Origin of the sequence: Flavobacterium pygoscelis, assembly GCF_023162025.1 — a bacterium.
Classification (GTDB): domain Bacteria; phylum Bacteroidota; class Bacteroidia; order Flavobacteriales; family Flavobacteriaceae; genus Flavobacterium; species Flavobacterium pygoscelis.
In genome coordinates, this window is record NZ_JALNUB010000005.1 from 164207 (window position 1) to 183503 (window position 19297).

The window sequence follows — 19297 nt, forward strand, 5'->3', positions numbered from 1 at the left end:
TAACATAAATGTAGACAATGTATAATAATTTAATGAAAAATGATTTTTTGTGCTTTTTAAAAAATCCAAATCAAAAATTCCATGGAATCTTTAGACAAGATTTTACGTTATTTATAGTACTAACAATCCTAAATTTTTTTGCGGGATATATTAAGTCGTTTATTACTCACGAATCGTTTATTGATCAAAGCGATTTAGATAAATTTAATTTATCTAAAATTTTCCCTTATCTATTTCTCATTCCATTAATTGAAGAATTAATATTTAGGGGGTTTTTACAATACAAGTCCCGATTGGTTTTAATACTAAGTTTTATCTCAATCGTATTTTTTTTAACTTCCTATTTCAAACAAAAAACCACAGTTTTATATATTTTTATAGTGGTGATTATTTGCGGCCTATTAGTGCTTTTCAACAAAAAATTATATGAAAAAATGTTACTTTTCATAGAAATAAATTCAATAATAATCATTTTGATTTCTTCTATAATTTTTGGATTTATACATTTATTTAATTACGATAATTTCTCTTGGGTAAACTTAATACCCATCTCTGAAAAAATTATCGCAGGAGTATTCCTATGTTATATTGCTAAAAAATACAATATTTGGCGTTCTTATTTTTTTCATATAATTAATAATTCATTGCCTTTTTTGATAATTATATTATACAAATTAATCCAATAAAAATTATCTCAAGCTGGCGCGAATTCAATGTAATTAAGTTAAAAATAATAATTAAAAAAGTTGTTTTTTTTGATCATTCCGACAGAGAAGGACTCTAGGGTTTACCCGAACAAGTGAAGCAAGAGCAACAAACAAGAGAACAAACAAAGATTCTTCCTTCGTCAGAATGACAAAGTTGGAAGGTTAAAACCCCAACTAAATAACTTTGGTTTCAGCGGCACGCTCGCAGTAACTAAAACTTATAAAATATAATAATCTTCGATTTTGAAAAAGAAATAACAAAAATAAATTAAATTCGATTTTGAAAAAAAATTTCACTGAATTTCCCGCTACTTTTAAAAATCTAAAAAATTGGAACAGAAATAGAGCATTAAAAACGGTGAAATAATATTTGATGAAATTTAATATTAAGCTTCGGGATAAAATGCTCAACTTTAAAACAAACACCAAACAAGATTTATTTAAACTATTAAAAAGCTATATTTGGTAAAACCGTAATCAATACGGAAAACCAAAGGTTTCTATTTGTATAATTTAAAGTCTCAAGCTTGTTTTGCTTGGATTTAGAATTTCAAAGATTCCATAAAAACAAATCCATGAAGATCACTGCTCTATTTAAAGAATTTTACGAAAGCGAAAAAGCAGGAGGTGTTATTTTACTTTTTGTGACCATTATTTCTCTTGCCTTAGCCAATTCTCCTATTCAATCTAGTTATATTGACTTTTGGCAATTTGACATAGGCGGTCACAGTATTACGCATTGGATAAATGATGCGTTAATGGCAGTTTTCTTTTTGTTAATTGGTTTAGAATTAGAACGCGAAATCTACAAAGGAGAACTCTCTGATATAAAAAACGCTTCTTTTCCTCTTATTGGAGCCATGGGAGGTTTTATCATTCCGGCATGTATTTTTCTTTTATTTAACTTTGGTACTGCAACACAAGCTGGAGCAGGAATCCCAATGGCTACCGATATTGCATTCGCTATTGGAATTCTTTCTTTATTAGGCAACAGAGTTCCGCTATCATTAAAAATATTCTTGACTGCATTGGCCGTAATCGATGACTTAATTGCTATTATCGTTATCGCAATATTTTACACAAAAACCATTATCTGGACAAACTTATTATTGTCTCTAGCAGTGTTTGCAGTTTTACTACTACTCAACCGTCTGAAAGTTAAAAACCTAATTCCTTATCTCGTTGGAGGAGTTGTAATGTGGTATTTTATGTACAACTCTGGAGTTCACGCCACCATAACTGGAGTTTTATTAGCGTTTGCAATTCCGTTTGGTAATGGTGATAAAAAATCAACTTCTTATGTTTTGCAACATTTTTTACACAAACCGGTTGCCTTTGTAATTCTACCGCTTTTTGCAATAGCGAACACAAGTATCGCTATTGGAGCTGATTGGCAAAATGGCTTAGGCGAATCAAACAGCATTGGTATTATTGCAGGCTTAATTTTAGGAAAGCCTATCGGAATTGTAGCTTTTGCTTTCACTGGAGCGTTAATTGGATTATGCAAACTACCAAAAGGATTGCAATGGAAAAATATAGTTGGTGTTGGGTTATTAGGAGGAATTGGATTTACAATGTCCATTTTCATAACTATTCTTGCCTATGATGATGTCGCCTTAATAAATAGTTCAAAAATTGCTATCATACTTGCATCGGTTACCGCAGGATTGCTAGGTTTTGTATTTTTAAAATTCACACTAAAACCGAAAAGCAAATTTAAAAAGCCATCAGAACTTGAATAGCATAATCAAGTGTATTGAAATCGGAAAGCATAAAAAAAGCCTCAAAATAAAATTATTTTGAGGCTTTTTTTTTTAAAGAAAATAAAAATTAATTTAGTAGCCCGTAGCGGAATCGAACCGCTCTTACATGGATGAAAACCATGCGTCCTAACCGATAGACGAACGGGCCTTACTTTTCAATTCGAGTGCAAAAGTATAAATATTTTTCAGATTTGCAACGCTTAAACTAAAAACTAAAGAGCTTTAAATACATTTTATCTACCTCAAATCCATAACCAATTCATAATTAGCAATTAGCATGAAAAAGAATTGTATTTATATTTTTAGATAAATACAATTCTTTTCAATCGGAGAATGTTAATTTAAAACAAAATGTTCTAACAAATTATTTTCTTTTTCTATACAAATGAGCTGCCGCTAATATTACGCCAGCAAAAATCAATATTGAAACCCACCAAAATAAGGGCAATCCAAAAAATGAATTTCCATCTGTAGTCACTTTTACTGTATCAATCATAATGCTATTTTTTACACAATTTACGCAATATTATTTAATTCAAATTAAACCAAACGAATTGTTGTTTTAGTTCATGAAGAAAAGCTATAATACCGATTCAAAATAAAAATGGCACAATGCAATTAGACTATATTGAAGATACTATAGATTTAGATGTCTACTTCAATTATAACAATTCCTACAAGGTCCTAATAAGACCTTGCAGGAAATTAAAAACTAAATTAATTATAATTTACTTCATTAAATTATCATACTAATTAAAACGACTATAGCACTCCTGCAAGGATTTGAAAACCTTGTAGGTATTACTATTTATTAAAGTTAACAGCTAAAAATCACAAAAAGAATTTGGAGAAATCTGAAAACTAATTTAGTTAATAATTTAATCCTCTAATTATAAAAAAGCTTTTAAATAATACTACAACTTAACATTACGCAATCGCAACGCATTTGCTATTACTGAGACAGAGCTAAAACTCATAGCCAAAGCAGCAATCATTGGCGAAAGCAAAATTCCAAAAAATGGATATAAAACACCCGCAGCAATTGGAATACCAAGCACATTATAAAAGAATGCAAAAAATAAATTCTGATTGATGTTTTTCATCACCGCATGACTTAGATTTTTAGCTTTTACAATGCCTTGCAAATCACCTTTTACCAATGTTATTTTGGCGCTTTCTATCGCTACATCAGTTCCAGTTCCCATGGCGATTCCAATATCGGCTTGTGCCAAAGCTGGAGCGTCATTGATTCCGTCTCCCGCCATAGCCACAATTTTGCCTTCAGCTTGCAAACGCTTAATTTCGTTTAATTTATCTTCTGGTAAACAACCCGCTTTAAAAGAGGTTAAATTCAACTCTTTTGCTACTGCTTTTGCTGTGTTTTTATTGTCGCCAGTAAGCATAATCACTTCTACTCCTTGGCGTATTAATTCCTTTATTGCCGCTACACTTGTTGGTTTAATAGCATCTCGAATAGCAATAAAACCACAAGTCACACCGTCAACGCTAATATATGAAACAGTTTTTCCAAGTTTCTGCTCTGCTATAACTTTATTCTCTAAATCGACCGCTATTTCATTGCCAATAGTTTCCATCAAACTTCTATTTCCAAAAGCTACTTTTTTATTCGCCACAGTACCAACCACTCCTTTTCCTGAAATAGCTTGAAAATCTTGAACTTCTATTAATGCAATTTCTTTTAGTTCGGCAAACTTAACAACTGCTTGCGCTAAAGGATGCTCACTATATTTATTTAAAGAGGCGCAATTTTGCAATAGCTCCGCTTCGTTATGTTGCGTTGAAAACACCTTCTCTACCGATGGTTTTCCTTCCGTGATTGTTCCTGTTTTATCCGTTATTAGCACATTTACTTTATTCATATTTTCTAAAGCTTCGGCATTTTTTATCAAAATACCAGAGTGTGCTCCTTTTCCAACACCTACCATTACAGACATTGGCGTAGCTAATCCCAATGCACAAGGACAAGCAATAATCAAAACAGCAATCGCATTTATAAATCCATAGACCAAAGCGGGTTCAGGACCAAAATTTGCCCAAACAATAAAAGTTATAATTGATGCTAGCACAACTGTAGGTACAAAATATTTTGCAATCTTGTCAGCTACTTTTTGAATAGGCGCTCTAGAACGACTGGCAGCATTTACCATTTGTACAATTTGCGAAAGCAGTGTTTCCGAACCCACTTTTTCAGCAATCATTACAAATGATTTATTTCCGTTGATGGTTCCTGCTATAACATCATCATTCACTTTTTTATCAACCGGAATGGGTTCACCCGAAATCATTGATTCGTCAATAGTACTTTCTCCGCTAGTAATTTTTCCGTCAACTGGAATTTTATCCCCAGGTTTTACACGCAGTAAATCTCCTTTTTTTATATCATGAATGGCTATTACTTTATCTAAACCATTACTTACTATTGTGGCTTGCGTTGGTGCTAATTTCAAAAGTTCTTTTATCGCTCCACTCGTTCTACTGTGAGCTCTTGCTTCTAATAACTGACCTAATAAAACTAAGGTTAAAATAACTGTTGTAGCTTCAAAGTAAAGATGAACCGTCCCGTGATGCGTTTTAAATTCAGCTGGAAAAATTGCTGGAAAAAACAAACCTACTAAACTAAAAAGAAATGCTACCCCTGATCCAATTCCGATTAGCGTAAACATATTTAGATTCCAAGTAACAATAGATTTCCATGCACGTACAAAAAACATCGAACACGCATAAAAAACCACCGGAAGTGATAATATCAATTCTACCCAATTCCATGTTTGCGTATCCACAATTTTATTCAATGGATTATTCGGAATCATATCTGACATTGAAATTATAAAAATAGGAATTGTAAACAGAAGTGAAATCTTCATTTTACGCCAAAGCTCATTATAGGCTTTATTTTCTTCACCATCTTTTGGTTCCATTAGCACTAAGTCCATTCCACATATAGAACAATTTCCGGGATGATCTTGTATTATTTCGGGATGCATCGAGCAAGTAAACATGATTTTGGTCGCTTCTAAATCCGGAGCTTTTACCAAATCCATTCCACACACTGGACAATCGCCAGCATCATCATATACTTTTTCGCCCTCGCAAAACATTGGACAATAATATTTTCCTGCGACATTTTTAGGAAGTTCAACAACTACTTCATCTATTGGTAATTTTAAATCATTGGGATTAAAAACCTTTATGGAGTATTTTCCAGCAGCAGTAAGTACTTCTTGAAATTCAGAAGTTTGAATTGGTTTTTGCATGGTGATAGTAGCAATTGGCGGATCTAAAGTAACCGTTGCTTGTATTTCTTCCATTGCATTCAATGCTTTTTCGACTTTGGTTCTGCAACCATCGCAAAACATTCCAGTAATTGTATATTTATAGGTCATTATTTTATAGGATTTGATGTGGGAAGCAAAATTACCATAAATAAAGACGAAAGAACTTGTACAATTCTGGATCTCTTATGTAATATTTATAGGTTTTCTATGAGGTGTCTTTTTGGCTCTTTTGAGCTTTTAAAGCATGTTGGCGTTAGACCAGTTATTTTTTTAAATTGTTTACTTAAGTGAGAAGAACTGCTATAGTTAAGTTGAAAAGCAATTTCATTTAAAGTTAACTCATCATAAACAAGCAACTCTTTAACTCTTTCAATTTTTTGAAGGATGTAATAGTGTTCAATAGTTGTGTTTTCTTGTTGCGAAAAAACACTGCTTATATAACTGTAATCTTGACCAATAACGGCAACTATATAATTTGATAAATTCGTCTGGAATTGATTGTCTTTAAAATAAACTAAATCAATAATCAAATTTTTCACTTTCTCGACCACTCGGCTTTTTTTATCATCAAGGATTTCAAAACCTAAGGTTATTAATTTCGCATTGAGTTGCTGCTCCTCTTCTTTGTCTAAAGTTTCGAAAATAACTGCGATTCCCAATTCGACTGAAATGGGATGGAGTCCAAACTTTACAAGTTCAGACTCCATGACCATGATGCATCGGCTGCAGACCATGTTTTTAATATAGAGCTTCATTATTATTTAATAGTCTCTACAACTTCTCCACATTTTAGCATTTTAGTTCCATAATACGGATTTTTTACTGCATTCTCCTTACTTAACCAGTTAGCTCCTTTTCCGTCATTTGCCATAGGGCAAAACTGGTAATAAACAGGCGTTTGAAACTTAGCTACTTTAACCAAATCATACATTTTTTTAGACAAAGACACGAAAAGCACTCTTTGTGCTTTTACATCTTGAGTTGCTGCAATACCTTTGGCATCAGCCATAACATTTTTCATTACTTTCATCCAAACTTTATGAACTTCTTTTGAAAGTTCACCCATCTTTACTTCGCTCAAAGAAGTGACTAACAATTTTGCTTTAGCAGCAGCTGTTACGCCATCAGTCTTCACCAATTCATCTTTAAGTAGAAAATAATTCTCAAAAACACCATTTAATTTAGCATCCAGCATATCAGTTTTGAATGAAGAGACAGAGCTGCTTCTTGTTTGCTTAGGCATTTTGACTTTAACAGTTGAAGATTTTAAGTTTGTTGCATTTACATTTGAAATGAAAAATAAAACCATAATTGCAATCACAGATTTTTTTATAGTACTCATTGTGTTCTTTATTTAAAATTATATTTGAGTATAAATTTAATGATTTTAAAGTATCAAAGTGGCAGAATTTCATTCTTTTTAGTTCTGATAAAAGTCAGACTCCATTTTTTAGTATCAAAAAAAAACAAACTAAAAAGAGAAACTGGAATACCCTATTTTTTAAAAAAAAGCTCAGTATCGTAAGACACCAAGCTTTCCTATAAAGAAAATGAGCAAATTATTACTTTCCTTCTCCTAGAATCCCATTCATAACAGACTGCAAAACGGACAATACAATACTAAATAACAAGGCTGTAAAAAAGGTGTCTACTTTAAAACCACCTACAATATTGGTACATAATATAATAATAAGTGCATTGATGATTAGCAAAAACAATCCTAAAGTAAGAATCGTAACTGGCAAAGTAAAAAGCACTAAAATTGGCTTGATAAAAATATTAAGCAATCCCAATACTATTGCCACAATTAATGCGGTAGAAAAACCAGCGACATGAACCCCGGGCATAAAATTTGAAATAAGCAAGACTAAAGCTGCTGTAACTATTATTTTAATCAGTAAATTCATTTTTTGTGTTTTTTAAGTTTTAATAAATGTAGTAATAATTAAAGTAGGTTTTACTATTGTAAAAAAGCAGTTACTTTTTGATAAAATTCTGCTGGATTTTCTGCATGCAACCAATGTCCTACATTTGGAATATTTTCTATACTTGAATCAGGAAAATGCTTTTTGATGTTTTCAAAATCACGATCTAATATATATTTCGAATTTCCACCACGAATAAATAATGTGGGTTTGCTAAAAACGAGATCCTCTGGAAGCGCAACCCCAATTTCATCCATTTTATGATTAAAAACAGCTAAATTGAATCGGAAAGCCAATTGACCTGGCTCTACCCAATATAAATTTTTCATTAAGAATTGGCGTGTTCCAAAATCAGGAATGAAGTTTTTCATAATCTCTTCCACATCCGAGCGACTTGGTTTTATAGAGAAATCAACGGCATTTAATCCTGCCAAAATATCCTGATGATGCTGTGGATAAAACTTGGGTCCAATATCAGCAACAATTAATTTGCTTACTAATTCAGGATGTCTTGTTGCTAAAAGCATCGCAACTTTTCCGCCCATGGAGTGCCCAATGATATTAATGTTTTCTAGATTATGAAGTTGACAATAGTCGAAAACATCTTTAACCATGATTTCATAACTAAACTCTTCCGACTGTAAACTGCGACCGTGGTTGCGTAAATCTAATGCATGGACTTCGAAATTTGCAGCGAACTGTGTGGCTAAGGTTTTCCAATTGTCAGACATTCCTAGAAATCCATGAAGGATTAATAGTGGCTGACCAGAACCTTCTATTTTTGAATATAACATTATATTTTAGATTGTAGAGTAATGATCAAAGATTATAGATCTAAATAAGCGTCTAAAATCATTACCCTTTTTAATGAATTATTTCATTTTTTGTAAATACATATTTACCACATTTTCTAAACCCAGATATAAAGCTTCAGAAATTAATGCGTGGCCAATAGATACTTCTAGCAAACCAGGAATATTTTGTTTAAAAAATTGAATGTTATCCAAACTTAAATCATGACCAGCATTGATTCCTAAATTTAATTCATTTGCAAAAATAGCCGCTTTGATATACGGATCAATTCCTCTTTCGTTGCCTAAACTATATTGGTGTGCAAAGGCTTCTGTGTATAATTCGATTCTATCGGTTCCCGTTTTTTTAGCGCCTTCGATCATTTCATTAATAGGATCTACAAAAATAGAAGTTCGAATACCGTGACGTTGAAACTCTTGAATCATCTCTGTCAAATAGGCTTTATTTTTTACTGTATCCCAACCTGCCGAAGATGTAATGGCTCCAATAGCATCAGGAACTAAAGTTACTTGCTCTGGTTTGCATTCTAAAACTAAATCTATGAAATTGTGTTGTGGATTTCCCTCAATATTAAATTCCGTGTAGACGATCGGTTTCAAGTCACGTGCATCTTGATAACGAATATGACGTTCATCTGGTCGAGGATGAATGGTGATACCTTGCGCTCCAAATTTTTGAATATCGGTCGCTACTTTTAACAAATCGGGCACATTTCCACCGCGAGCATTACGCAAAGTGGCTATTTTATTGATATTTACACTTAACTTTGTCATGAAAACTGATTTTTATTTTGATACTACTATTTAGTAGAAGCAAAAATACAAAGTAAAATCTAGGACTTTTTGCTTATTTTTGATTATTTTGCATCGAATATTGAGGAATGATTTATGACAGAAATTACAGAATACATCACTAATGATTTTAAAGCGATTGACAGTCAAGATACCATATCTACTGTTCAAACGTTTTTTGACGATTTACATTTTTCGCATTTTCCAATTATCGAAGAGGGTATTTACATTGGGAGCATCGCAGCAGAAGATATTGAGACCTTTGATTTTGATAAAAAAGTAACCGATTATCGTTTTACATTAGAAGGTTTTTTTGCAAGAACTACAACAATTTGGCTTGATGTTTTAGAAGTTTTTGCCAAAAATCACACTAATTTAGTTCCCGTTTTGGATGAGAATAATACTTATGTGGGATATTATGAAATAGAAGACATCATGAAGTTTTTTCATGAAACTCCTTTTTTGAAAGAACCAGGTGCCATCATCATTGTCAAAAAACCAATACTCGATTATTCTATGAGCCAAATTACTCAAATAGTCGAAAGTAATAATGGTAAGATTCTAGGAGTATTTATTTCCGAAGCAGATGCTTCAAGTGTAGAGGTGACTTTAAAAATAAGTTTAGGAGCAATGAATGAAATCATCCAAACTTTTAGAAGATACGATTATGAAATCATGTCAGACCATCAGGAAGATAATTACATCAACAATTTAAAGGAACGTTCTGAATATTTAGACAAGTACCTTAATATATAACAACAAATTTAGGAAATGGTTTTTATTAAAAAAGAAATCACTATTTATTGATCCTCTTTTTTAAATTAACAACTATTTATCTCACTATCAAATTTAAAAAAAAATGAAAGTAGCGATCTTCGGTCAATATTATCAAAATAGCACACAACCCATTATAAATGACATTTTTGTTTTTCTCACCAAAAACAATGTAGAGATGATCATAGAAGCAAATTTTCTGTCTATGCTTTACGAACGTAAATTAGTAGAAAATAAATATAAAACTTTTACTTCTCACTTAGAATTAGATTCTAGTTTTGATATGTTAATTAGTATTGGCGGAGACGGAACAATTTTAAGAGCTGCTACATTAGTTCGTGATTCTGGAATACCAATCTTAGGAATTAACGCAGGCAGGTTAGGTTTTTTAGCAAGCGTTCAAAAAGAGAATATATCTGAATTCCTTCAATTTGTGTTAGATAAAAAATACACTATTTCTCAAAGAGCACTAATTAGCATAGACTGTTCTACGCCAAATGAGTCTATTGAAGAAATGAATTTTGCGATGAACGAAATCACAGTGAGCAGAAAAGATACTACAGCGATGATAACCATTGACACGTATTTAAATGGAGAATATTTAAATTCCTATTGGGCAGATGGCTTAATTATTTCAACACCTACAGGAACAACTGGCTATAATTTAAGTTGTGGCGGACCTATCTTGACTCCAGATGTAAAAAGTTTAGTAATAACTCCTATAGCACCACACAACTTAACCACTAGACCTCTTGTTGTACCAGATAGTACCGAAATTCGATTAAAAGTTTCAGGTAGAGAGGCCAATTATTTAGTCTCACTAGACTCCAGAGTTACGTCGGTAAAGAATGAGTCGATACTGACTTTAAAGAAAACACCTTTTAATATCAATATGGTAGAAATACCAAGAGAAACTTTTGTACAAACATTACGCAACAAATTACTTTGGGGAGAAGACAAAAGAAATTAATTCATTTTGAAAGAATGCGATACGATTTTATCCTTTTTTAACGTTTAAATAAACAAATACTTATTTTGTATTAAATAACTATGATAAAAAAATAGAGAATTAAACGAATGGGTATTGAAACGAATTGATAATTATTATATTTGCACGCAATTTTTGATTAAATGAACAAGATTTTTTATTTTTTTATTTGTCTTATCCCATTCATGGGTGCTCAAGCTCAGATTCATGAGGTTGGAGTATTCTTAGGAGGTAGTAATTATATTGGAGACGTAGGACCTACAACGTACATCGCTCCAAATAAATTAGCATTTGGTTTACTCTATAAATGGAATAAAAGTCCTAGACATTCCTTTCGAGCTTCCTATATTCAGTCAGAGATTACTTCAAATGACTTAAATTCTAAAGAAAACAGTAGAACTCAAAGAGGATACCGTTTCGATAATGATTTAAAAGAATTTAATTTAGGTTTAGAATTCAACTTTTTTGATTTTAATCTTCACAATTTAGACAGAAAAATAACACCGTATGTTGCCTCTGGAGTCAGTTACTTTTTTAGCAAATACGAAATATCAGATCCTCAAACAGGCGCTAGATCTGGTGGAAGAACAGAGAGAAGAAAATCTATAGCAATTCCTATGATAGTAGGAGTAAAATCAAATTTATCTCCGCATTTAATTCTTGCTCTTGAAACCGGAGCACGATATACATTGACAGATAATATAGATGGCAGTTTTAATAACAATTTCGGAAATATAAATAATAATGATTGGTATGTATTTTCAGGAGTTACACTAACGTATACTTTTGGAGAAAAACCCTGTTATTGTGCACAATAAATAAATGAATTTACTACAGGACATTGACCCGTTAAGACTACCAAAACATCTAGCCATAATTATGGACGGAAATGGTCGTTGGGCAAAACAGCAAGGACTTTTGCGAGCTTTAGGTCATGAAAGCGGAACAAAATCTGTAAAAGTAATTATAGAAGCTAGTGCTAAACTTGGCATTGAGTTTCTTACTTTATACGCTTTTTCTACTGAAAATTGGAACAGACCAAAATTAGAAGTCGAAACCTTGATGAGGGTATTGATTAATTCTTTGAAAAAGGAATTAACTACTTTGCAAAAAAACAACATAAAGCTTACTGCAATTGGTAATTTAGAGCAATTACCAAAATCGGCACAAAAGGAACTTCTTGATGTAATTGACAAAACAAAAGACAATACGCAAATGACTCTAACCTTGGCCTTAAGCTACGGATCTAGAGAAGAACTTGTCAATGCGGTAAGAAATATATGTAGTAAAGTTAAAAATAATATAATTTCAATAGACAGTATTGACGATTCAATTATTAATGAGCATCTTTACACGCAAAATTTACCAGACGTAGATTTATTAATACGAACAAGTGGAGAACATAGAATAAGTAACTTTTTGTTGTGGCAGATTGCTTACGCAGAATTATATTTTACTGACATATTATGGCCAGACTTTAAAGAACAAGATTTATATGAGGCTATCGTTAGTTATCAAAAAAGAGAACGTAGATTTGGAAAAACAAGTGAACAAATTAAATAATTTTTTAGTGTTAAATAAAAGCATAAAAATAGCCCTTACCGTTTTGATTTTTGGAAGTTTTTCATCAGTGAAAGCCCAAGAAAGAGTTCCTTTTGATGAAGGCAAAAAATACATTTTAGCCGATGTTGCTATAATCGGAGATATCAGTTTCAATTCACAAACTGTCGTTACTTTTTCTGGTTTACAAAAAGGACAAGAACTTACTATTCCAGGTGAAGAAATCAGTACTGCTATCAAAAAACTAGGAAAACTTGGTCTTTTTGATGAAATTACTTTTTATGTAAATAAAATACAAAATGACAGTATCTATCTTGACTTAAACCTTATCGAATTACCAAAATTAAATGAGGTAAAGTTTGTTGGGGTTAAGAAAAACAAAACAGAATCTTTGATCAAAGATAACAGTCTTACTAAAGGTAAAGTGGTCAATGAAAACTTGATAACAACTACTAAAAATTATATTGAAAACAAATATAAAAAGGACGGTTATTACAATACTAAAGTTAATATCAATACAGTAAAAGATACCACTGTTGCCAACCAAGTCAATATGCTTGTTACTATTGACAAAGGAACAAAAGTAAAAATACATGAAATTGACTTTGTAGGAAATACAAAATTATCGGATAAAGTATTGCGCAAAGCGATGAAGGATACTAAACAAAAAAATCCTATCCGTATCTTAAAAGCATCCAAATTTATAAAAGAAAAATACAAATCTGATTTAGAAAAAGTGGTTGCTGCTTACAAGGAAAAAGGATATAGAGATGCTCGTATCATTTCAGATTCTGTAACTTATAATAAAGCTAAAAAAGCATTAGATATAAAAATTAATGTAGAGGAAGGTAATAAATATTATTTTGGAGATATTAAGTTTTTAGGAAATACTATTTATAGCGATCAAGGTTTGAGTCAAATTTTAGGCGTTAAAAAAGGAGACGTTTATAATGGAGTTTTACTTGAAAAAAGAATAGCCGATAAGACTAAGCCTGACGGAGAAGACATTACCAATTTATACCAAAATAACGGTTATTTATTCTCTAATATCAATGCCGTTGAAGTAAGAACAGCAAACGACACTATTGACTTTGAAATTAGAGTTACAGAAGGACCAATTGCTTATTTTAATAAAATCACCGTAGTAGGGAATGACAAAACTAATGACCGTGTAATTTATCGTGAGTTAAAAACTAAACCGGGCGAAAAATACAGTAAGGATTTATTAGTAAGAACAGTAAGAGAAATAGGTCAACTTGGATTTTTTGATCCAGAAGCAATAGATCCTAAATTTAAAAATGTAGATTCATCAGCAGGAACTGTTGATATAGAATACAATCTTGTTGAAAAAGGGTCCAGCCAAATCGAACTTCAAGGAGGTTATGGTGGTGGTGGTTTCATCGGAACACTAGGATTATCATTTAATAATTTTTCTGCTAGAAACTTATTAAACAAAGATGCTTACAAACCATTACCAATGGGTGATGGTCAAAAAGTATCATTGCGTTTACAAGCGAGTACGTACTTTCAGACCTATAGTGTTTCCTTTTCGGAGCCATGGTTTGGTGGTAAAAAACCAGTTTCTTTTAGCACATCATTATCTTACAGTAAACAGTTTTTAAATAACTACATTACACAGAGAGCAGATAAATCAAAAAGTTTTGACATCCTGACTTTATCTGTAGGAATTGCAAAAAGATTAACTGTGCCAGATGATTATTTCGTATTGTCTCAGGCTGTAAGTTACCAACACTACTCTTTAAATAATTACAACACTGGATTATTTACTTTTGGAGATGGTACTTCTAGAAACTTAGCTTATACAATAGGATTAACAAGAAGTAGTAAAGGTTTAAATCCTATTTTCCCGACTTATGGTTCTGAGTTTAGTATAACAGCAAAAATGACACCTCCTTATTCGTTATTTAATGGGATCAATTATGCTACTTTAGGAGATCAACAAGAATACAAATTAAAGAATACTGTTGACAGACAAAATATACCTGACACAAACGGTAATATTGTAAATATTGGAGATTATATCGATAGTAATGGAAACAAGGTTGCTGACTATACTCTTGCTGCAGCAGATCCTAGTAAAGTGGATCAAAAGAGATTTAATTGGTTAGAATATTATAAGATAAAATTTAAGGCTGATTGGTATAGTAAAATATACGGGAAACTAGTTCTTAAAACGATGGGTGAGTTTGGTTTCCTTGGTGCATACAATCAAGAAAGAGGAGCAGTTCCTTTTGAGCGTTTCTATCTTGGTGGTGATGGGTTAGCAAATTATTCAATGGATGGTAGAGAAACTATTCAATTAAGAGGATATCCTAACAATTCATTGACACCTACAAATAATGCAGGAGAGCAAATTGGAGCAACTGTATTTAATAAGTTTTCAATGGAAATGCGTTATCCTATAACCCTAAAATCATCGGCATCAATTTATGCATTAGCCTTTGCAGAAGCAGGTTCATCATATGCTAGTTTCAAAAGCTACAATCCGTTTGCTTTAAACCGTTCTGCTGGTGTTGGTTTACGTGTCTTTATGCCGGCATTTGGATTATTAGGAATTGATTTTGGATATGGTTTTGATAGCCTTCCTGGAGAAACAAAAGCACATGGATGGGAACCTCACTTTATTATTGGTCAACAATTTTAATAAAAAGTGCTCATGATTTCTAAATAAAATAGCTTTTATGAAAAAACAATTTTTATCTGTATTTTTAGCATTGATCACATATTCTGGGGTTAATGCTCAGGCCAAAGGAACAAAATTAGGCTTTATTGACATGGAATACATTTTAGAAAATGTCTCCGATTATACGGAAGCTAAAAATCAGTTAGATCAAAAAGCCAATAAGTGGAAATTAGAAATTGAAACAAAAAAAATTGAAATCAATAAATTAAAAGAAGCCCTAAAAGCAGAAAAAGTTTTATTGACTAAAGAACTAATAGAAGAGAGAGAAACCGAAATTGCGTTTCTTGAAAATCAAAACTTAGAATATCAATTAAAAAGATTTGGGCCTAATGGAGATTTAATGATTCAAAAATCTACTTTAGTCAAACCAATACAAGATCAAGTTTTTACTGCAGTTCAGGATATAGCTGAACGATTAAAATATGATTTCATTTTTGATAAATCTTCAGATCTAACAATGCTTTTTGCAGCCAAAAGATTTGATATTAGTGAGCAAGTTTTACGAGTATTAAACCGAACAGAAAAAAGAGAGCAACTCACTAAAAAACAGCAAAAAGAAGCTGAAATAAAAGAAAGCAAAGAAGATGCTTTGGATGATAATCCAGATTTAGCAGAAAGAAAAAAACTTATAGAGGAGAAAAAGACGGCACGTGAACAAATTCTAGAAGAGAGAAAATTGCTTCAAGAACAAAAGAAACAAGAATTTGAAGATAAAAGAAAACAAATTCAAGCCGAAAGAGAAGCTAAAAAAGCTGGCACGGTTTCTGCAAATATCAAAGAAGACAATGCGGTAACCACTCCTAAAAATGTTGAAACTAAAAAAGAATCCTTGGAGGAATCTAAGCAAAAAGAAAATGATGCGAGACTAAAAATTTTAGAAGACCGTAAAAAGGTTATTGAAGATCGCAAAAAAGAATTAGACGAAAAAAGAAAAAAAACAATAGAAGAAAGAGAAGCTCTTAAAAAGGCTAAAGAAGAAAAAACAAAAGAAAATACAAACAATAATTAATTACTTAATATTTTTAAAATGATGAAACAAATCAAAACTCTACTAATTGCTGCGATATTAATGTTAGGAGCAAATCAAACTATTAATGCACAAGCAAAAACAGCTCATGTTGATGTAAGTGAAATTATGACAAAAATGCCAGCAATGTTAGATGCTCAAAAACAACTAGATAAATTGAGTGGTACATATGATGTTGAATACAAAAAAATGGTTGATGAATACCAAGGAAAATTAAAAAAATACGAAGCAGAAGCTGCAACAGTAACAGAAGCGATCAATGGAGACCGTTCTAAAGAAGTTCAGGACATGCAAAAAAGAATTGTTGATTATAGAGATAATGCTCAAAAAGAATTACAACAAAAAGAATCTGATATCGTTAAACCATTAATGGAAAAAGTAAGAGCTTCTATCCAAAAAGTAGGTAAAGCAAAAGGATTCCAATATGTATTAGACGGTTCTTCTCTTTTACTTGCTGATGGTCCAAACTTGACTGCTGATGTAAAAAAAGATTTAGGTTTCTAAAAAATAGAACATTTATTTGATAAACCGCTCCAACTATTATTAGCTGGAGCGGTTTTTTTTTGGACTAATAATTTTTTAGGAATTTTAAATCAGAGCACTTAACTTTGTTTTAATGGAAAACAATGAAGCAATAGGAATATTCGACTCTGGTATTGGCGGCACCTCTATTTGGTCGGCTATTCACGAACTACTACCTAACGAAAAAACGATATATCTAGCAGATAGTAAAAATGCACCTTACGGACAAAAAACGAAGGAAGAAATCATCGTTTTAAGCATGAAAAACACAGAGTTCTTACTCAATATGAATTGCAAGTTAATTGTTGTGGCATGCAACACGGCTACCACCAATGCAATTCAAGAATTAAGGTCAAAATACGATGTACCATTCATTGGTATTGAACCTGCTATAAAACCAGCTGTATTGCATTCTAAAACTCAAATAATTGGGGTCTTAGCGACACAAGGCACCTTAAGCAGTACCCTTTTTAATAAAACCACAGAGAAGTATCAGGACACCAAAATAATTGAACAAGTAGGCAATGGATTAGTTCAGCTGATAGAGTCTGGACAAATCAATTCTCCTGAAATGACTCAATTGCTCAACTCCTATCTTAAACCAATGATAGAAGCCAACATAGATTATTTAGTATTAGGCTGCAGTCATTATCCTTATTTAATCCCACAGATTAAAGCTATTCTACCTAATCATATTCAAATAATAGATTCTGGTGAAGCAGTTGCCAAACAAACTCAAAAACTATTGAGTGAGACCATAGGATTTAATTCATCTACTAAAAGTGAAACAGTATTTTATACAAATACTGACTCCTCTGTTCTTAAACAAATTTTAGGAAATAAATATAAAGTACAAGAAAAGGAGTTTTAAACTATTTGTCTTCTTTTAACCAGCCAGAATACATAACATAATTATTAGAAATACGTTCAATTTCTCCAGCAAAATCAGATTGATCGATATCTTTGACTTTTTTTGCAGGAACTCCTGCCCAAATTGTACCAGCACCAACAACTGTATTTTGAGTAATTACAGCACCTGCTGCCACAATAGAATTACTTTCTACAACACAATTGTCCATGACAATGGCTCCCATTCCAATTAATACGTTATCATGAATGGTACAACCATGCACAATTGCATTATGGCCAATTGAAACATTATTACCAACTACGGTAGCGTGTTTTTGATAAGTACAATGTATTACAGCTCCATCTTGAATATTGACTTTATTGCCAAATTTGATAAAATTTACATCTCCTCTAATAACAGCATTGAACCAAACACTACAATTTTCTCCAAAACTAACATCGCCAATAATTGTTGCATTTTCGGCTACATAACAGTCTTCAGGAATAGATGGCGTTTTGCCATTGACAGTTTTAATAAGCATAATAAATATAAATTAATTAATTGCGGGACAGTTACAATCGTATTTTACAGGTTTGCAAAACAAATCGATTCCCAAAGTGATTTGGTGATATCCACCGTTATCAAACTTAACGTTTCCAGATAATTGAGAATAAGTATAAGCGAACATAAATTTATTGAAATTTACACCGACAATTGGAGTAATATATTGTAATTTTTGTAAAGCAATACTGTTTCCATTTTTATATTCGGCACCATCAAAACTTCTTCGATAAGACAAGCCACCCCAAAGTCTTCCAAAATCTAGATTTTTATAAACTTTTAAATTTACATCAATAGACTTCTCTTTAGTTTTGTCTACCATTTGAAATAAAAGGGAAGGTTCCAATAATAGTTTTTCTTTATTACCAAAAATATAGCCTACGCTCAATAAATATTTTCTTAAATTATCACTTTCATACACGCTATAGATATCACGTCTAGTCTCAACAGCATTCTTGACTGTTGCATGCGCATAAAAATCTAGAAAATTATAAGAAGCACCAATATCTACATTAAAATAAGTGTCTTTTTGAACAATAGAACCATTGATATTAGGATCATAATCACCGGATTTTAAAAATTCAGTTTCGTCTAACTGACTTTGAATTAATCCTGCACTCATACCAAAAGAGAGTTGATTTAAATCAACTTCATCTCTAGAGAACATTAAGTGATAAGCGTAGGTAAGTTTAACTCCTTTTTGAGAATGATAACCATTTTTATCATTAAAAAGAATAATTCCTGCACCCGCTTTTTCTCCTACTCTACCGTTAAAACTAATTGTTTGTAACTCCGGAGCATCATCTTGATTGAACCATTGTTTCCTAGCTGTTAATCTAACTTTTGCACAATTAGATGCACCAGCCATAGAGGGATGAATCAAATAATAGTTGTCAGATAAATAATCCGAGTAAACCGGAATCCCTTCTTGTGCGAAACAATAAAAAGATAAAAAAAAAAGTGAAATAGAAATTCTAAGTTTAAAAATCATTTAAGTATTATTAAGCAAATAAAGA

At 31.8% G+C, this 19297-nt stretch carries 19 protein-coding genes and 1 tRNA gene; 10 read left to right on the forward strand and 10 right to left on the reverse strand.

Annotated elements, in window-relative coordinates; translation table 11 throughout:
- Positions 1 to 32: 32 nt before the first annotated feature.
- Positions 33 to 686, forward strand: a complete 654-nt coding sequence (locus tag MW871_RS16410; protein ID WP_427854650.1) for a M949_0222 family glutamic-type intramembrane endopeptidase — start codon at positions 33 to 35, stop codon at positions 684 to 686.
- Between the two features lie 596 nt (positions 687 to 1282).
- Positions 1283 to 2449, forward strand: coding sequence for a Na+/H+ antiporter NhaA (gene nhaA, locus MW871_RS09545; protein WP_248428368.1), 1167 nt, complete (start codon positions 1283 to 1285; stop codon positions 2447 to 2449).
- 97 nt (positions 2450 to 2546) lie between these two features.
- Here nhaA and MW871_RS09550 read toward each other — a convergent pair.
- From MW871_RS09550 to MW871_RS09580, 8 genes are all read right to left on the reverse strand, one after another.
- A tRNA-Glu gene (locus MW871_RS09550) sits at positions 2547 to 2618 on the reverse strand.
- 216 nt (positions 2619 to 2834) lie between these two features.
- On the reverse strand, positions 2835 to 2966 hold the full coding sequence (locus MW871_RS16335) for a hypothetical protein (RefSeq protein WP_255462775.1): 132 nt from the start codon (positions 2964 to 2966) through the stop codon (positions 2835 to 2837).
- Positions 2967 to 3384: 418 nt separating this feature from the next.
- The gene (locus MW871_RS09555) at positions 3385 to 5874 is read right to left on the reverse strand and encodes a heavy metal translocating P-type ATPase (RefSeq protein ID WP_248428369.1); all 2490 of its coding nucleotides are present in this window, start codon (positions 5872 to 5874) and stop codon (positions 3385 to 3387) included.
- An 86-nt stretch (positions 5875 to 5960) separates the two neighbouring features.
- Entirely contained in the window at positions 5961 to 6521 is a 561-nt protein-coding gene (locus MW871_RS09560; RefSeq protein WP_248428370.1) for a helix-turn-helix domain-containing protein, read from the reverse strand.
- A gap of 2 nt (positions 6522 to 6523) precedes the next feature.
- Positions 6524 to 7108, reverse strand: a complete 585-nt coding sequence (locus MW871_RS09565) for a DUF3347 domain-containing protein (protein WP_248428371.1) — start codon at positions 7106 to 7108, stop codon at positions 6524 to 6526.
- 220 nt (positions 7109 to 7328) lie between these two features.
- Positions 7329 to 7673 (reverse strand): phage holin family protein, encoded by a 345-nt coding sequence (locus tag MW871_RS09570; protein WP_188048852.1) that lies wholly within the window; start codon positions 7671 to 7673, stop codon positions 7329 to 7331.
- Positions 7674 to 7726: 53 nt separating this feature from the next.
- Entirely contained in the window at positions 7727 to 8485 is a 759-nt protein-coding gene (locus tag MW871_RS09575; RefSeq protein WP_248428372.1) for an alpha/beta fold hydrolase, read from the reverse strand.
- 78 nt (positions 8486 to 8563) lie between these two features.
- A complete protein-coding gene (locus tag MW871_RS09580; RefSeq protein ID WP_248428373.1) occupies positions 8564 to 9277 on the reverse strand; it encodes a pyridoxine 5'-phosphate synthase in 714 nt (237 codons plus the stop codon).
- Positions 9278 to 9391: 114 nt separating this feature from the next.
- Here MW871_RS09580 and MW871_RS09585 point away from each other — a divergent pair, with 114 nt between their 5' ends.
- The 8 genes from MW871_RS09585 to murI all read left to right on the forward strand — a co-directional run bounded on the left by MW871_RS09585 (position 9392) and on the right by murI (position 17741).
- Entirely contained in the window at positions 9392 to 10051 is a 660-nt protein-coding gene (locus tag MW871_RS09585) for a CBS domain-containing protein (protein WP_188048858.1), read from the forward strand.
- A 103-nt stretch (positions 10052 to 10154) separates the two neighbouring features.
- The gene (locus MW871_RS09590; RefSeq protein ID WP_248428374.1) at positions 10155 to 11039 is read left to right on the forward strand and encodes an NAD kinase; all 885 of its coding nucleotides are present in this window, start codon (positions 10155 to 10157) and stop codon (positions 11037 to 11039) included.
- A gap of 161 nt (positions 11040 to 11200) precedes the next feature.
- Positions 11201 to 11875 (forward strand): type IX secretion system protein PorG, encoded by a 675-nt coding sequence (gene porG / locus MW871_RS09595; protein WP_248428375.1) that lies wholly within the window; start codon positions 11201 to 11203, stop codon positions 11873 to 11875.
- Between the two features lie 4 nt (positions 11876 to 11879).
- Positions 11880 to 12620 carry an undecaprenyl pyrophosphate synthase gene (uppS, locus tag MW871_RS09600; RefSeq protein WP_210644600.1) on the forward strand — a complete coding sequence of 247 codons (741 nt, stop codon included), beginning with the start codon at positions 11880 to 11882 and terminating at the stop codon, positions 12618 to 12620.
- Positions 12553 to 15282, forward strand: a complete 2730-nt coding sequence (locus tag MW871_RS09605) for a BamA/OMP85 family outer membrane protein (RefSeq protein ID WP_248428376.1) — start codon at positions 12553 to 12555, stop codon at positions 15280 to 15282. The genes uppS and MW871_RS09605 overlap by 68 nt, the downstream gene beginning before the upstream one ends.
- 37 nt (positions 15283 to 15319) lie before the next feature.
- Complete coding sequence (locus MW871_RS09610) at positions 15320 to 16330, forward strand: OmpH/Skp family outer membrane protein (RefSeq protein WP_210644602.1); 1011 nt, start codon at positions 15320 to 15322, stop codon at positions 16328 to 16330.
- A gap of 21 nt (positions 16331 to 16351) precedes the next feature.
- Positions 16352 to 16852, forward strand: a complete 501-nt coding sequence (locus tag MW871_RS09615) for an OmpH/Skp family outer membrane protein (protein WP_188049498.1) — start codon at positions 16352 to 16354, stop codon at positions 16850 to 16852.
- A gap of 112 nt (positions 16853 to 16964) precedes the next feature.
- Positions 16965 to 17741: a glutamate racemase gene (gene murI, locus MW871_RS09620; protein WP_248428377.1), complete on the forward strand. Its 777-nt coding sequence runs from the start codon at positions 16965 to 16967 to the stop codon at positions 17739 to 17741.
- 1 nt (position 17742) lies between these two features.
- Here murI and MW871_RS09625 read toward each other — a convergent pair whose 3' ends face one another.
- Both MW871_RS09625 and MW871_RS09630 read right to left on the reverse strand, forming a co-directional pair.
- Positions 17743 to 18261, reverse strand: a complete 519-nt coding sequence (locus MW871_RS09625; RefSeq protein WP_188048865.1) for a gamma carbonic anhydrase family protein — start codon at positions 18259 to 18261, stop codon at positions 17743 to 17745.
- Between the two features lie 12 nt (positions 18262 to 18273).
- Positions 18274 to 19272, reverse strand: coding sequence for a PorP/SprF family type IX secretion system membrane protein (locus MW871_RS09630; RefSeq protein WP_248428378.1), 999 nt, complete (start codon positions 19270 to 19272; stop codon positions 18274 to 18276).
- Positions 19273 to 19297: the final 25 nt, after the last annotated feature.

What these genes read in the sequence shown, in the direction of transcription:
- murI (WP_248428377.1), top strand. Translation starts at nt 16,965, where the DNA reads ATGGAAAACAATGAAGCAATAGGAATATTCGACTCTGGTATTGGCGGC.
- MW871_RS09560 (WP_248428370.1), bottom strand. Translation starts at nt 6,521, where the DNA reads ATGAAGCTCTATATTAAAAACATGGTCTGCAGCCGATGCATCATGGTC.
- MW871_RS09590 (WP_248428374.1), top strand. Translation starts at nt 10,155, where the DNA reads ATGAAAGTAGCGATCTTCGGTCAATATTATCAAAATAGCACACAACCC.
- MW871_RS09570 (WP_188048852.1), bottom strand. Translation starts at nt 7,673, where the DNA reads ATGAATTTACTGATTAAAATAATAGTTACAGCAGCTTTAGTCTTGCTT.
- MW871_RS09555 (WP_248428369.1), bottom strand. Translation starts at nt 5,874, where the DNA reads ATGACCTATAAATATACAATTACTGGAATGTTTTGCGATGGTTGCAGA.
- MW871_RS09605 (WP_248428376.1), top strand. Translation starts at nt 12,553, where the DNA reads ATGAGGCTATCGTTAGTTATCAAAAAAGAGAACGTAGATTTGGAAAAA.
- porG (WP_248428375.1), top strand. Translation starts at nt 11,201, where the DNA reads ATGAACAAGATTTTTTATTTTTTTATTTGTCTTATCCCATTCATGGGT.
- MW871_RS09610 (WP_210644602.1), top strand. Translation starts at nt 15,320, where the DNA reads ATGAAAAAACAATTTTTATCTGTATTTTTAGCATTGATCACATATTCT.
- MW871_RS09565 (WP_248428371.1), bottom strand. Translation starts at nt 7,108, where the DNA reads ATGAGTACTATAAAAAAATCTGTGATTGCAATTATGGTTTTATTTTTC.
- MW871_RS16410 (WP_427854650.1), top strand. Translation starts at nt 33, where the DNA reads ATGAAAAATGATTTTTTGTGCTTTTTAAAAAATCCAAATCAAAAATTC.
- MW871_RS09625 (WP_188048865.1), bottom strand. Translation starts at nt 18,261, where the DNA reads ATGCTTATTAAAACTGTCAATGGCAAAACGCCATCTATTCCTGAAGAC.
- MW871_RS16335 (WP_255462775.1), bottom strand. Translation starts at nt 2,966, where the DNA reads ATGATTGATACAGTAAAAGTGACTACAGATGGAAATTCATTTTTTGGA.
- MW871_RS09585 (WP_188048858.1), top strand. Translation starts at nt 9,392, where the DNA reads ATGACAGAAATTACAGAATACATCACTAATGATTTTAAAGCGATTGAC.
- uppS (WP_210644600.1), top strand. Translation starts at nt 11,880, where the DNA reads ATGAATTTACTACAGGACATTGACCCGTTAAGACTACCAAAACATCTA.
- MW871_RS09575 (WP_248428372.1), bottom strand. Translation starts at nt 8,485, where the DNA reads ATGTTATATTCAAAAATAGAAGGTTCTGGTCAGCCACTATTAATCCTT.
- MW871_RS09615 (WP_188049498.1), top strand. Translation starts at nt 16,352, where the DNA reads ATGAAACAAATCAAAACTCTACTAATTGCTGCGATATTAATGTTAGGA.
- MW871_RS09580 (WP_248428373.1), bottom strand. Translation starts at nt 9,277, where the DNA reads ATGACAAAGTTAAGTGTAAATATCAATAAAATAGCCACTTTGCGTAAT.
- MW871_RS09630 (WP_248428378.1), bottom strand. Translation starts at nt 19,272, where the DNA reads ATGATTTTTAAACTTAGAATTTCTATTTCACTTTTTTTTTTATCTTTT.
- nhaA (WP_248428368.1), top strand. Translation starts at nt 1,283, where the DNA reads ATGAAGATCACTGCTCTATTTAAAGAATTTTACGAAAGCGAAAAAGCA.